This is a genomic window from Pseudomonas sp. 24 E 13 (assembly GCF_900004715.1).
GTDB classification, from domain to species: domain Bacteria; phylum Pseudomonadota; class Gammaproteobacteria; order Pseudomonadales; family Pseudomonadaceae; genus Aquipseudomonas; species Aquipseudomonas orientalis_A.
Window position 1 is genome coordinate 1 of sequence record NZ_CVTO01000065.1, and the last position, 13532, is coordinate 13532.

General features: G+C 63.0%; 13 protein-coding genes. 3 read left to right on the top strand and 10 right to left on the bottom strand.

The window, feature by feature from the left end; all coding sequences use genetic code 11:
- A partial coding sequence (locus BFP90_RS03585) for a DEAD/DEAH box helicase (RefSeq protein ID WP_065895964.1) occupies nucleotides 1-3653 on the bottom strand: 3653 nt, incomplete at its 3' end.
- A gap of 167 nt (nucleotides 3654-3820) precedes the next feature.
- Here BFP90_RS03585 and BFP90_RS03590 point away from each other — a divergent pair.
- Nucleotides 3821-4705 (top strand): sugar nucleotide-binding protein, encoded by an 885-nt coding sequence (locus BFP90_RS03590; protein WP_083203146.1) that lies wholly within the window; start codon nucleotides 3821-3823, stop codon nucleotides 4703-4705.
- 124 nt (nucleotides 4706-4829) lie between these two features.
- On the opposite strand, the gene BFP90_RS03595 is transcribed toward BFP90_RS03590, so the two are convergent.
- The 5 genes from BFP90_RS03595 to BFP90_RS03615 all read right to left on the bottom strand — a co-directional run bounded on the left by BFP90_RS03595 (nucleotide 4830) and on the right by BFP90_RS03615 (nucleotide 8950).
- Nucleotides 4830-5528, bottom strand: coding sequence for an OmpW/AlkL family protein (locus BFP90_RS03595; RefSeq protein WP_065888399.1), 699 nt, complete (start codon nucleotides 5526-5528; stop codon nucleotides 4830-4832).
- Between the two features lie 290 nt (nucleotides 5529-5818).
- The gene (locus BFP90_RS03600) at nucleotides 5819-6340 is read right to left on the bottom strand and encodes a DUF3299 domain-containing protein (protein WP_065891616.1); all 522 of its coding nucleotides are present in this window, start codon (nucleotides 6338-6340) and stop codon (nucleotides 5819-5821) included.
- 11 nt (nucleotides 6341-6351) lie between these two features.
- The gene (locus BFP90_RS03605) at nucleotides 6352-7617 is read right to left on the bottom strand and encodes an ABC transporter permease (protein ID WP_065895965.1); all 1266 of its coding nucleotides are present in this window, start codon (nucleotides 7615-7617) and stop codon (nucleotides 6352-6354) included.
- Nucleotide 7618: 1 nt separating this feature from the next.
- Nucleotides 7619-8329 carry an ABC transporter ATP-binding protein gene (locus tag BFP90_RS03610; RefSeq protein ID WP_065891618.1) on the bottom strand — a complete coding sequence of 237 codons (711 nt, stop codon included), beginning with the start codon at nucleotides 8327-8329 and terminating at the stop codon, nucleotides 7619-7621.
- Nucleotides 8330-8335: 6 nt separating this feature from the next.
- Nucleotides 8336-8950, bottom strand: a complete 615-nt coding sequence (locus tag BFP90_RS03615) for a DUF2796 domain-containing protein (protein ID WP_065895966.1) — start codon at nucleotides 8948-8950, stop codon at nucleotides 8336-8338.
- A gap of 131 nt (nucleotides 8951-9081) precedes the next feature.
- On the opposite strand from BFP90_RS03615, the gene BFP90_RS03620 reads away from it, so the two are divergent.
- Nucleotides 9082-9426: a hypothetical protein gene (locus tag BFP90_RS03620; RefSeq protein WP_065895967.1), complete on the top strand. Its 345-nt coding sequence runs from the start codon at nucleotides 9082-9084 to the stop codon at nucleotides 9424-9426.
- A gap of 104 nt (nucleotides 9427-9530) precedes the next feature.
- Here the strand turns inward: BFP90_RS03620 and trxA are convergent, their stop codons facing one another.
- The 4 genes from trxA to BFP90_RS03640 form a co-directional block, all read right to left on the bottom strand.
- Nucleotides 9531-10403, bottom strand: coding sequence for a thioredoxin (trxA, locus tag BFP90_RS03625; protein ID WP_065888393.1), 873 nt, complete (start codon nucleotides 10401-10403; stop codon nucleotides 9531-9533).
- 73 nt (nucleotides 10404-10476) lie between these two features.
- Nucleotides 10477-11478, bottom strand: a complete 1002-nt coding sequence (locus tag BFP90_RS03630; protein WP_065895968.1) for an Abi family protein — start codon at nucleotides 11476-11478, stop codon at nucleotides 10477-10479.
- A gap of 262 nt (nucleotides 11479-11740) precedes the next feature.
- Nucleotides 11741-12394: a class I SAM-dependent methyltransferase gene (locus BFP90_RS03635; protein WP_065895969.1), complete on the bottom strand. Its 654-nt coding sequence runs from the start codon at nucleotides 12392-12394 to the stop codon at nucleotides 11741-11743.
- Nucleotides 12391-12846 (bottom strand): YbaY family lipoprotein, encoded by a 456-nt coding sequence (locus BFP90_RS03640; protein WP_065891623.1) that lies wholly within the window; start codon nucleotides 12844-12846, stop codon nucleotides 12391-12393. The genes BFP90_RS03635 and BFP90_RS03640 overlap by 4 nt, the downstream gene beginning before the upstream one ends.
- Nucleotides 12847-12986: 140 nt before the next feature.
- On the opposite strand from BFP90_RS03640, the gene nrdR reads away from it, so the two are divergent.
- Nucleotides 12987-13457 carry a transcriptional regulator NrdR gene (nrdR, locus tag BFP90_RS03645; protein WP_065888389.1) on the top strand — a complete coding sequence of 157 codons (471 nt, stop codon included), beginning with the start codon at nucleotides 12987-12989 and terminating at the stop codon, nucleotides 13455-13457.
- Nucleotides 13458-13532 lie beyond the last annotated feature (75 nt).

Here is a 13532-nt window from a genome sequence, read left to right on the forward strand (position 1 = left end):
CTGTCGGCATTCACCAACCCCGCGCCGACCAGCTCCTGCAGCGCGGTTTCCAACTCGCTGCGCAGCAGATGGGCTTCATGTACCAGTTCATCGAAAAACAACGCGCCTTGTTCGCGCAGGGCCAAATGGACTTTCTGCGCCTTGGGCGACAGCGTCGTGCTGTCGGTCTGTTCGGTCAGCCCGCTCCACAACGGCACCTGGCTGCGCGGTAACAGCACGATTGGCGTGCTGCGCAAGGCAATGGCGCCGGCTTTGTGGCTCAGGCGCGTCCACACCAGCTTGCCACTGCGGCACAGGTCGTCGAGCCAGGTCGAGGCGTAATCCTTGATACGCGCACTGAGCAGGTCACTGTCCCAGGCCGACGTGGCGGCGGCGTAGCCTTCGAACTGGGCGACTATCTGCGGCAACACCGCGCTGCCCTGGCCGCGCGTGCTGTCGGACAGGTGCTGCCAGTCGAACAGAAATCGCATGAAATCCTGCAGCGCCACCGGTTCGATTTCCCGGCGCAGGCGCTTGACCGTGTAGCGATGAATACGCGCCAGCAGGTGCCGTTCGCACCATTGCTCAGCGCTGCAGCCGGGGCTGAAGTGCCCGCGCAGCACGTAGCCTTCCTGCTCCAGCCGCGCCAACCCCTGGGCCACGGTAGCGGGCGGCAGCGCCAGGGGCGCGGCAATCTCGGGCAGCGTCAATGGGCCGAAACCGCCCAGGCGCGCGCGCAGCACTTCCACCAAGGCCTCATCGGATGTCCACGGCTCATCGAAACCGGGCAGCAGCGGCAGGTTGTGCGGGTAGATTGCCTGTAAACAGCTCAAGCGTTCCACGGCCACCCACAAGCCGTTGGGCAACGGATAAGCGCGTCCGGCCTTGTGCAAAGCCCGCAGCCACTTGGCCCATTCTGGCGTGACCTCCTGCTCTGCAATACAGGCCAGGCTCATCAGCGCTTCGTGCATTTCATCCGGCCCCTGGGGCGCGGGCCAGGCCTCCTCGCGTACCCCGGCGATCGCCTCGGCATCCAGTGCGCCGAGATCGTCGGTACTCTGCGGGTCGCTCCAGCGGCGGTTGAGCACCGCCTGGGTGCGGCGTTCTTCCAGTGGCGCGTCATCGAGAAAGGTGTAGGGGCGCGCGCTGAGAATTTCGGCGGCCATCGGCGAGGGCGCGGGCAGGTCGCGGCTGACCATGCGCACGTCGCCTGCTTCCATGCGTCGCAACAGGGCCAGCCAGCCTTCGCTGTCCATGGCTTCGTGCAGGCAGTCATCGAGGGTTTGTTCCACCAGCGGGTGGTCGGGCACTTCGCGCTCGCCGGCGAGGTTTTCCAGGCAGGCAATCTGGTCGGGAAACACACTGGCGATCAGGTCTTCGCTTTTCATGCGCTGGATCTGCGGCGCCACCTTGCGCCCGCCGGTGTAGCGCGGCAATGCCAGGGCCACGCCGGCGTTCCAGCGCCAGCGCACGCCGAACAGCGGCGCATCCAGCACGGCCTGGATCAGCAGGTGTTCGGCGCTGTTGCTGTTGAGGTAGCGCCACACGTCATCCAGCGCGAAGCTGTGACTGGTGGACAGCGACAGCACAATCGCATTTTCGCTGGCCGCCGCTTGCAGCTCGAAGTTGAAGGTGCGGCAAAAGCGCTTGCGCAGGGCCAGGCCCCAGGCGCGGTTGATACGGCTGCCAAAGGGCGTGTGGATGATCAACTGGGTGCCCCCGGACGCGTCGAAAAACCGCTCCATGATCAAGGTGTCCTGCGACGGCAAGGCGCTGAGGGCCAGGCGCGTGCGGGCCAGGTAATCCAGCAGTTGTTCGGCGCTGGCGCGGTCCAGGCCGAGGGTGTCGGTGAGCCACGCTTGCGCCGGTTGCAGGTCACCGGGGCTGGCGCCGAGCAGGTGGTCCAACTGCCCCTGCAGACGGGCCACCGCCGCCGACAACTCGTTGCTGCGCCCCGGCGCTTCGCCTATCCAGAACGGAATGGTCGGCGGCTGACCGTGGGCGTCCTCGACGCGCACCTTGCCGGCGTCCACCCGCAGGATGCGGTAGGACGTATTGCCGAGCTGGAAAATATCGCCGGCGATGCTTTCCACCGCAAAGTCTTCGTTGACGCTGCCGATGTTCAGGCTCTGGGGCTCGAGCAGCACGCTGTAGTCGGCGTTGTCGGGGATGGTGCCGCCGCTGGTCACGGCCGTGAGCCGGGCGCCACGGCGGCCGCGCAGGGTGTGAGTCACGGCGTCCCGATGCAGATAAGCGCTGCGCATGCCCTGGCGGCCGTTGTAGCCGTCGGCGAGCATGTGCAACAGCGCCTGGTAATGGCGCTCGTCCAGCGTGGCATAGGGCGCGGCGCGGCGGACAAGCGTCAGCAGGGCAGCTTCCGACCATTCGCGCGCGCTGACCTCGGCGATGATCTGCTGGGCCAGCACGTCCAGCGGCGCCACGGGGATGTGCAAGGTGTCGAGCTCGCCACGGCGCACGCAGTCGAGGAGGGCGGCGCATTCGATCAAGTCGTCGCGGGTGGTGGCAAACAGGCGGCCCTTGGGCGTACCGCCGACCTGGTGCCCGGAGCGGCCGACCCGTTGCAGAAACCCGTTGATCGAGCCGGGCGAGCCGATCTGGCAGACCAGGTCCACATCGCCGATATCAATGCCCAGCTCCAGCGACGCGGTGGCGATCAGCACTTGCAGCGCACCGGCCTTGAGGCGTTGCTCGGCGTCCAGGCGCATTTCCTTGGCCAGGCTGCCGTGGTGGGCGGCCACCGCCGTCTTGCCCAAACGCTCGCTCAGATGCCGCGCCAAGCGTTCGGCCAGGCGCCGGGTGTTCACGAATATCAGCGTGGTGCGGTGTTCGCGCGCCAGCTCGGCGAGGCGGTCGTAGACCAGCTCCCACACATCATTGGCCATCACCGCGGAGAGCGGCACTGGCGGCACTTCGATAGCCAGGTCGCGCGGGCGGGCGGGGCCGATGTCGACAATGGCGCACTCGCGGCCGCTACCGACCAAAAACCGCGACACCGCATCGATAGGCTTTTGCGTGGCCGACAGGCCGATGCGCGTCAGCGCCTCGGCGCACAAGGCTTGCAGGCGCTCCAGGCTTAACGCCAGGTGGCTGCCGCGCTTGCCGGCGGCAATCGCGTGGATCTCATCGACGATCACCGTGCGCGTGCTGGCGAGCATCTGCCTGCCCGAGTCCGAGCCCAGCAGCACATACAGCGATTCCGGGGTGGTGACCAGGATGTGCGGCGCACGCTTGCGCATCTGCGCGCGGTCTTTTTGCGGAGTGTCGCCGGTGCGCACTGCGGTGCGGATCACCAACGGCGGCAGGCCGGATTTTTCAAGATGCTCGGTGATGCCGGCCAGCGGGTTTTGCAGGTTGAGTTGAATGTCGTTGGACAGCGCCTTGAGCGGCGAAATGTAGACCACCAGGGTTTCATCGGGCAGTTGGCCGCCGTTGGCCAGACCCTGGTGGACCAGGTCGTCCAGCACCGCGAGAAAGGCGGTCAGGGTCTTGCCCGAACCGGTCGGCGCGGCGATCAGCGTCGAACGGCGCTGACGGATCAGCGGCCACGCCCGGGCCTGCGCGTCGGTCACCGAGGGGAAGGTGCTGCGAAACCAGGTACTGACGGCGGGGTGGAAGCCGTCCAGTGCCCTGTCTGTTGAGTCGGGAAGGTTCATGTAGTGATTGATACCCGTCGCTCCAACAAGTTGCAAACACCTACTTTGTCCGTGACGGTTGCGCTACAAACCCGCAAAATGCAACGATTCTGGAATAAACCTACGGCAAGGCTCACGCGCCTGCCGACAACAACCATCGTTCCAAACAGACCGGGCCTGCTCAATCTATGCGAATGCGCCTTATGTTACTGGGCGGCGGGAATGCCCTCGGGCAGGCGCTGATTCGCCTCGGTGCAGAGGAAGACATCGGTTTCCTCGCCCCCAAACCGCCCCAAGACGGCTGGGATGCCGCGAGCCTCACCCAATTGCTCGACGACACCCGTCCCGATGCATTGATCAACCTCGCCTACTATTTCGACTGGTTCCAGGCCGAAGCCGTCAGCGAAACCCGCCTGGCTTCCCAGGAATTCGCCATCGAACGCCTGGCCGAACTGTGCCAGCACCACAGCATTACCCTGGTGCAACCGTCCAGCTACCGCGTGTTCGATGGTTCCCGCGCCACCGCCTACAGCGAAAAAGACGAGCCGGTGCCCCTGGGCCTGCGCGGCCAGGCGTTGTGGCGTATCGAGCAAAGCGTACGCGCCACCTGCCCGCAGCATGTGCTGCTGCGGTTTGGCTGGTTGCTGGATGACAGCGTCGACGGCACCCTCGGCCGCTTCCTGGCCCGGGCCGAACAGCCGGATGAGTTGTTGATGGCCGACGACCGTCGCGGCAACCCGACGCCGGTGGACGATGCGGCGCGGGTGATCATTTCCGTGCTCAAGCAACTCGATTGCGCGGCGCCGCTGTGGGGCACCTACCACTACGCCGGTCACGAGGCGACCACACCGCTGGCGCTGGGCCAGGCGATTATCACCGAAGCCCGCAACTTCCACGCGCTGGCCATCGAGTCGCCCACCGCCCAGGCCCACGCCGCGCGGCCGGATGCGGCGGACGAGCCACAGCACGCGGTGCTGGCCTGCAAGAAAATTCTGCATACCTTTGGCATCAAGCCACGGGCATGGCGGGCAGGCTTGCCGGCGTTGCTAGACCGGTTCTACCGCCACTTCTGAAAACAACACAGAACCCAATGTGGGAGGGGGCTTGCCCCCGATAGCAGAGTGTCAGTCAAAGATTTATTGACTGGTCCACCGCTATCGGGGGCAAGCCCCCTCCCACATTGTTATGCCGTGTTATTTAGAACTTGTAGCCAATACCCACCATGTAGACCATCGGGTCGACATCCACATTGACCTTGGCCCGAGTGCCCTGGCCCAGCGCGTTGTTATCCACAGTCGCCTTAGTGCTGATGTCGATGTAGCGCGCCTGGGCGTTGATCATCCATTTGTCGTTGATCATGTAGTCGGCGCCGATCTGCGCGGCCCAGCCCCAGGAGTTCTCGGCCTTGAAGTTGCTGAAGCCGGCTTGCTCGGCGCGGCTGCCGACGTGTTCGTCATAGATCCAGGTGTAGTTGATACCGGCGCCCACATAGGGTTGAAACGCGGACTGGTGGTCCAGCGGGTAGTACACGACGCTCAGGGTCGGCGGCAGGTGTTTGAGTGTGCCGAGCTTGCCGTTGGCGGCGCCGAGGGCGGTGTTCTTGATCTTGACATCGTGCTCGAACGGCGTGGCGGCCAGCAGTTCGATACCGACGTGATCGGTGATCATGTAGGCGAAGTTCAAGCCCAGTTGGGTGTCGCTGCTCATGGTCGCCTTGCCGCCCAGGTTGGCGCCGGCCAATGGGCCCTGGTCAACCTTGACGCTGCTGCTGTCGGCCTTCGGGTTCACGGTGATTGCACCGGCGCGAACCAGAATGTCGCCCGCCTGGTGGGCGTGAGCGACAGGGACGACGAGGGCGAGCGCGAAGAGGGACGCACCGAGCAGAGACTTGTTCATGGGAGCTCCAAAAGGACGTTAAAAGTTGTACGTCCAATGGTAAAGATCGTTCCGCACGATCTTTTGACTCAGCTCAATGAAAGGCTAACCACGCCGCAAAAAAACTGTGGGAGGGGGGGGCTTGCCCCAGTACCGGTCAGTTAGCGCAGATCCCCTGTGGGAGGGGCGGTGCGACGATTCGACTTGCCCCCGATAGCGGTGGGTCAACCAACATCAGTGTTTGCTGGGCCGACGTCGTCGCGGGCAAGCCCCCTCCCACATTTGATCTTCGGTGTGTTTGAGGGGAGGGATTATTCCTCCAGCTCGTACATATAAATCTTCTCGGCATCCATCTGGTAACCGGCGTCAGCCAACTCACTGGACGACGGCTTGACCTGCATCGCGCCTTCGATCCAGTACGGCTGGTACAGCTCGTCGAGTTTCACCCCGACTTCGCTTTTCACATGCACGATCTGGTTCGACGGCGGTGGCGGCACATGGATGCACGCGCCGAAATACGGCACCAGCAGGAACTCGGTGGTGCGGCCCTCTTCGCTCACTTCCAGCGGCACGATGTACCCCGGCAGACGAATGTGCCGGCCGTTGAGGCTCTGCACCACCGGCGCGTTGGGCAAGTCCTGTTTGGCGGCGGGCGCGGCCTCGACGGACAAGGCATCGGCCATGTTCGACAGGTCGTGCAGCGGTTTCATATTGGGCACTTCCGGTGGCGCATCCGCTGGGATCATTTCCTGCCACGACAAATCCCGGGGCTGCTCCTCGGCCCAGGCAGGTACGGCCACCAGCAGCAACAGGGCAAACAGGGCACGACGCATCGACAGCTTCCTCATAAACGAATGGACAGGCCATCGGCCAACGACTGGCGATAGGCACGCCAGGCAGGCACGCTGCCCATCAGCAGCGCCGCCGCCAGGATACCGGCGAGCAACGTCCATTCATATTCGCTCGGCCATGCCATCGGCAGGTCCAGCCCGTAGTTGGCCTGCAAATAACCGCGCGATGCGCCGATGCACAGGTACAGTAAACCAAGACCTGCCACCACGCCGGACAGCGCCAGCGCGAAGGCCTCGAAGATCAAAAGCGTGGCGATATGCCACGGCCTTGCGCCCACCGAGCGCAGGATCGCCATCTCGCGGCGGCGTTCGTTGAGGCTGGTGAGGATCGCCGTGAGCATGCCGATCAACCCGGTCAGCACCACGAACAACGAGATCACGAACAAGGCTTTTTCCGCCGTGCCCATCATGCTCCACAGCTCTTGCAACGCCACGCCCGGCAGGATCGCCAGCATCGGTTCGCCACGGAACTCATTGATTTCCCGTTGCAGGGCGAAGGTGGAAATCTTGTTATTCAAACCGAGCATGAACGCGGTGATGGCTTGCGGGGTCAGGTCCATATTGCGCGCCTGATCGGCGCTGATACGGCCTTTGCCCTGGGCCGGGACACCGTTGTGCCAGTCGATGTGGATCGCCTCCATGCCGCCGAGGCTGATATGCAGCGTGCGGTCCACCGGCGTGCCGGTGCGCTTGAGGATGCCGACCACGGTGAAGGGCTTGTCATCGTGCTTGACCAGGCTGACCACCGCCACGCCATGGGCCAGCACCAGCTTGTCGCCGAGCGTGTAGTGCAGGGCCTCGGCGACCTCGGCGCCGAGCACCACTTCGAACGGGTCGGTGGCAAACGCGCGGCCGCTGGCCAGTTCAAGGTTCTGTTTGCGACCGTACTGGTAATGCTCGAAGTAGGATGCGTTGGTGCCCATCACCCGGTAACCGCGATGGGAATCGCCCAGGGAAATCGGAATCGCCCATTTCACCTGGGGGTTGGCGGCGAAGTGCTCGTAGCTGTCCCAGCGGATGTTATTGGTGGCGTTGCCGATGCGAAACACCGAGTACAGCAGCAGGTTTACCGAGCCCGAGCGCGCCCCGACGATCAGGTCGGTGCCGCTGATGGTACTGGCGAAGCTGTTGCGCGCTTCAACGCGCACGCGCTCCACCGCCAGTAACAGGCAGACGGAAAGCGCGATGGCGAAGGCGGTGAGGATCGCGGTAAAGCGGCGGTTGGCCAGGCTGGCCATGGCCAGACGAAACAAATACATCTCAAACCTCTGCAGGCGTGGCGGCGCGATTGAGTTCGGCCAGCGACAGGTTGCGGTCGAACAGCGGGGCCAGGCTTTGGTCGTGGCTGACAAACAACAGGCTGGCGCCCGCTTCGCGGCATTCGGCGAACAGCAACTGAATGAATGCTTCGCGGGCGTCGTAGTCGAGGGCCGAGGTGGGCTCGTCGGCGATCACCAGTTCCGGTTGACCGATCAGCGCACGGGCGGCGGCCACCCGTTGTTGCTGGCCGATGGACAGCGAATCGGCGCGGCGCTCGAGCAAGTCCGGGTCGTTCAAACCCAGGTGCGCGAGCAAGGTCGCTGCGGCCTGGTCGACACTGCCGTGGCGCTGGGCCGCGCGCCGGGCCCGCAGCTTGGAAAAGTGGCAAGGCAGCTCGACGTTTTCACGTACCGACAAAAACGGCAGCAGGTTGAACTGCTGGAAGATGTAGCCGGTGTGGTCCACACGAAAACGGTCACGGGCACCGGCAGACAGTTCGGTCAGCTCCTGGCCGAGCAGGCGGATACTGCCTCGGCTGGGTTTGTGCACACCGCCAAGCAACCCGAGCAAGGTGGTTTTGCCACTGCCGCTGGGGCCCTTGAGGAACAGGGTTTGCCCCGGCTCCAGGCGGAACGCGGGGATGTCCAGCAACTGGGGGTGACCGGGCCAGTTGAAGCCCAGGTCGGACAGTTCGATCAGTGCAGGGGTCATGTGAACTCAGAACTTCAGGGTGGCTGCAGTGGCGGTCGCGTCAGCACCTTGCTGGCCGCTCGGGCCGATCAGTTGTACCTGAATTTTCCGGGTGGCGGGGAAGGTCTTGAACACTTGGCTCAGGTCCAAGTTGCTCAGTGCCTCTGGCTTGGCGCAGGTGAACTGGTAGTGGGCATGGATTTCGCTGTGGTCATGATGATGCTCATGGGCGGCAGCGCCTTTGCCGTCGGTGGCATGGTCATTGTTATCGTCATCGTCATCATCGTGATCGGCTTCGGGCTTGTCGCCGAACAGCGGGCTGTTGAGTTCCTGGGTGCTGACGACGCAACCGGCGGCCTTGGGTACGTTGAACAGTGCCAGCGGACTTTCCAGCTGTTTGCGCGCGGCGGCGACTTTGGCTTTGTCGGCGGCGCTGGTCGCGACGTGTTCGAAACCCACCAGGTTCATCGCCGGGCTGTCCAGCTCAAGCTCCAGGCTCTGGCCGTCCAGCACTGCATTGAGACGGCCCACACCGTGTTCGTGAGCGCCGAGGCTGCCATGCTCATGATCGTGATCTTCATCGGCGTGAGCGACAGCCAGAGGCAGCAGGGCAAACGGCAAAGCAAGCAGCAGACGGCGCATGACAGGACTCCACAGATGAAAGTTTTGTTATGTGATCTTATAACAATAGTGCCGAGAGTTTGACCGTCCGCTTGGCGTTGCGCAAGCTGCATGGGAGCATGTCCGTCAGAAAAAATGCGGGAGTAAGGACGATGTTGCGAATTCGTGGAACCGTCGGCGACCTGCCGGTGGACTTGACCCTGGAACTGGACGACGGCGATTGGGCGCGACTGGGCGCACACTTGCAGGCCGCCCCGGTGCCGGCCGAGTCGACGGCGGTACCGGTCAGGCAAAGTGAGGATCTATGGCAGAACGCCCAGGATCTGTTGCGCAACGCCGGGCAGCTCAGCGGCCTGGAGTTGCTCGATCAACTGGAAGGGTTGGCCGGCGATGCCGCCGCAGGCAAGCGCCTGCTGGTGCGCCTGCGCCACAGCACCAAAGTGAAAGTGACCAGCGGCGCAGACACGCCGCTGTACACCTGGATCGACGCGTCGTAGGAGCGAGCTCGCTCGCGAAAAACGCATAGGCACCGCGTTCATTCAGGATGCCCGCGTTATCGTTGACGGCCTTCGCGAGCAAGTTCGCTCCTACAGGGTGAGGGTCAGTACAGCGCGGCAAACAATTTGCGGCGGTACACCGTGACCAGCGGGTGATCGTTGCCCAGCAGTTCGAACACCTGCAGCAAGGTCTTGTGTGGCAGGCCTTCGCTGTAGCTGCGATTGCGCACGAACAGCTTGAGCAGGCCTTCCAGCGCGGCGTCGTATTGCTGGCGCGCCAGTTGTTGAATGCTCAACTGATAGGCCGCTTCGTCATCCTGCGGGTTCTGCGCCAGGCGGCTTTTCAGGTCGGCGCTGTCCGGCAGGTCGGCAGCCTGGCGCAGGAAGGTGATTTGCGCCTTGGCCCCGGCGAGGGCGGCCTTGTGCTCATCGCCTTTTACGGCGTCCAGCACGGTTTGGGCTTCATCCAGTTCACCGCGCTCGGCCAGGCAACGCGCGTACAGGATCAGCGCGGCGGCGTTGGTGTTGTCTTCGCCCAGCAGCGCAACCAACATGGCTTCGGCATCGCTGATGCGGCCCTCGGCAAACAACGCTTGTGCCTGTTCCAGCGGATCGGCTGCAGCCGGTGGCGGCATCTGCACATGGGGCTCGAGCATCGCCCGCACCGCCGACTCCGGCTGCGCCCCGGCAAACCCATCCACCGGCTGACCGTCCTTGAACAACACCACCGTCGGCAGGCTCTGGATACCGAAACGCGCAACGATGTCCTGCTCGGCTTCGCAATCGACCTTGGCCAGCAGCAACTCACCGCGATAACTCTCGGCAATCTGCGCCAGCATCGGCATCAGCGCCTTGCACGGCGCGCACCACTCGGCCCAGAAGTCCACCAGCACAGGTTTTTCGAAAGAGTTCTGAATCACTGCCTGCTCGAAGTTGGCGGCAGTGACGTCGAAGATGTACGGCGTGGGCTCACTCATGAGGCGTCTCGAATAAAGCGGGAATGGGGGCAACTATAAGGGCTGGCGCTGGCTATCGGAAGCCGTATGGGGATTAGTGTTCAGGCGCATGCCAAAACGGATCGAGGTACCAGTCTTGAGGAAAACCCATTGCTTTGAGACTGACCTCGGGAAATTCACGGATAAGCACATGCAGGCTGTGGCCCCAGGGAGTCTGTGGACTCACTTGGCGCATCAGATGATTGAGCATGCAAAGAACCGCGAACATTCGACTATGTGGCCCTGGTTCAAGCAAATGCCCGGGCCATGCAAAGGTGGCCTTCCTGGGTAATTCGGGTCGAACACCCAATTGCCGGTTCCACATTCGCGAATGGTGGGCGCACATATTTCGGATGGTGGTCAGCGTGTGCAGCCAGGACTGCATCAGTGGCGCCGGGAGCAGCAAGCGCTTGGCGACGGCTTTTTTATCGGCGTCCCTGGCCAAGCCTTTGTACAGGTGGGACAGGTCCCCCAGCGTAAGTTCTTCGAGCATCGCCCAGCCAGGCATCAGCGTTGGGTGGGCATAGGTCGCGGGGTAATGGCGGGCGTAGCTCTCTTTTGACCGTTGGCGTTTGAGCAGCGCCTTTCTCGCATCGCTCGCGTGCGACCTGTCGATCCGGTCACATTCGCGCATGTACTCACGCGTTGCCGTGTCTTGTTTGCCGCAGAGTGTTGTCAGCAGGCGCTGATGATCAAAGGTGGGGTGAAACAGCAGCGGGTTGGTATACCAATGACTGCCATGCGTGGGGCCCATTTGGTTGCTGATAACGCAACGCGAGGCAATTTCGACACGTTCGATGGCATCCATGGTCAGTAAACGAAGCCGCCGGTCGAAGTCGTAAAGGCGGGTCAACTGACCAAACTGGCTGCCTTCACGAAAGCGATGATCGATATCTTCCGGCTGCTGGAAGGGTCGCATATAAGGGCTAAGTCGAAAGAAACTGACGGCCTGCAGGAAGCGCTCAGCGCGAGCTTCATTGTGAATGATCAGTCCGCGTAGCTTGAGCAGTTCCAGTTGAGCAGGAACATCTATGGCTGGCTTGCTGAATGACCTCATGCCCCAAAAGCGCCGGGCATAAAAAACCCGCACAATTTGTGCTTGGTTACTGAAGTAACCAGAGGCATGGCGGGTGTATTAGCGCAAAGGTTAGGCAGATGCCCAGCGTTTGGCAAGGCCTGCGCTTCGTTGGACATCAGTGAGTTTGAATACGAAGACATTGCAGTCGATTGTCAGAGCTGCGGGCGAGGACTGGCATTTTCCATACCGCGGCTTTTCTTGTCTCAATCAATATATTGCCGGGAATTTGTAACGTGGACGGTTATCGCCGCGAATGGTACAGGCTCACCTTGCGAAACTCCCACGGCTCGGCCAGGTCCGGCAGGGTCAGTGCCTCGAGGATGTCCAGCCGCTGATAATCCGGATGCTGGAAGTCGCGCACCCGCGAGTCCGCCACCAGCGCTTCGCGGGCTCGGGTCAGGAAGTGATCCAGCAGCGGCAGGTTGGCGCGATCGTAAAGCACGTCGGCCACCAGGATCAGGTCGAAGCGATCGGCCTCTGCAAAGAAGTCGGTTGAATAACCCAGCTGCACGTCGTTGAGTTCGGCATTCGCCCGGCAAGCCGCCAGCGCCAGCGGATCAAGGTCGCACGCCACCACCTCCAATGCCCCAGCCTTGGCGGCTGCAATCGCGGCCACGCCGGAGCCGGTACCGAAATCCAGCACGCGCTTGCCCGCTACCCACGCGGGGTTCGCCGCCAGATAGCGCGCCAGCGCCAGGCCGCTGGCCCAGCAGAAGCTCCAGTAGGGCGGCTCATGCAAGATGCGCCGGGTTTCTTCCTGGCTGAAGGCACGGTCCATGTTGTCGGCGTCGAGCAACCACAACCACAGCTCGGTGCCCGGCAGCGGGCAGGGCACCAGGTGTGCGTCGCCAATCAGTTCACTCAGGGCGCGTTGCAGGTGCAGCGGTGGTGTCATGGCGCCTTGACGAGTTGCAGCGGGCCGGTGGTCTGGGTAATCGCCTGGGTGATGCGCACGGCGGGCAGGTGCAGGATCAACTGGCCGGACTGGCTGGCGCGACCGCGCAATTCAACCCGCGCACCGGCCGGGAACGCTTCGGGGTTGAAGCGCAGGCGAAAGGCCAGGGGCTTGCCGTTGCCGGTCAATACGCTGCTGGCGAGCAGTTGCTGCGGGCGCGAGCGCTCGTCGATCACCAGTAGCGCCAACTCGACTTCGGCGCCGGCCGGCACATTGGTCAGGTTGCCGCTGATTTCCCGCTGGTAGGCAGGCAGGGGGCCGAGGTCTTCGATGCCGGGGACTTTTTTCTCTTGTGCCGGCGTTGGCTGAGGTGCGGCCGGCTTGGGGGCTTCGCTGCTGCAGGCGACCAGAAAACTGAACAGGGTGAGTAGAACGAGTGGTCGTAACTGCATGTACGGCTCCAGAAAGGACAAAATCCGTGGCTTAAAAAATAGAAACATATAAGCCTGCCTATATACCGTAAAGGCTATGGCTTGTCTTGCGACGGGGATGCGCTACCATGGCCCTCCCTATTATTTGTTGCCTGCCAACCATGCACTGTCCCTTCTGCGGTGCCAACGACACCAAGGTCATTGACTCGCGTCTGGTCGCCGAGGGCGATCAAGTGCGTCGCCGGCGCGAATGCCTGGCCTCTGGCTGCGGTGAACGTTTCACCACCTTCGAAACCGCCGAACTGGTATTGCCGCGCCTGATAAAATCCGACGGCAGCCGCCAGCCCTTCGACGAAGAAAAACTGCGCGCCGGTATGCAGCGCGCCCTGGAAAAACGCCCGGTGAGTGTCGAGCGTCTGGAGGCGGCGCTGGCGCATATCAAGCACAAGTTGCGCGCGACCGGCGAGCGCGAGGTCAAGAGCCTGGTGGTCGGCGAGCTGGTGATGGGCGAGCTGCAAAAGCTCGACGAAGTCGCCTATATCCGTTTCGCCTCGGTGTATCGACGCTTCCAGGACCTCAATGAGTTCCGTGAAGAGATCGACCGCCTGGCCCGTGAGCCTTCCAAGCAATGACGTCTGAACAGGCAGTCCTCGACGCCCACTACATGGCGCGCGCCCTCGAGTTGGCGCGCAAGGGCCTGTACACCA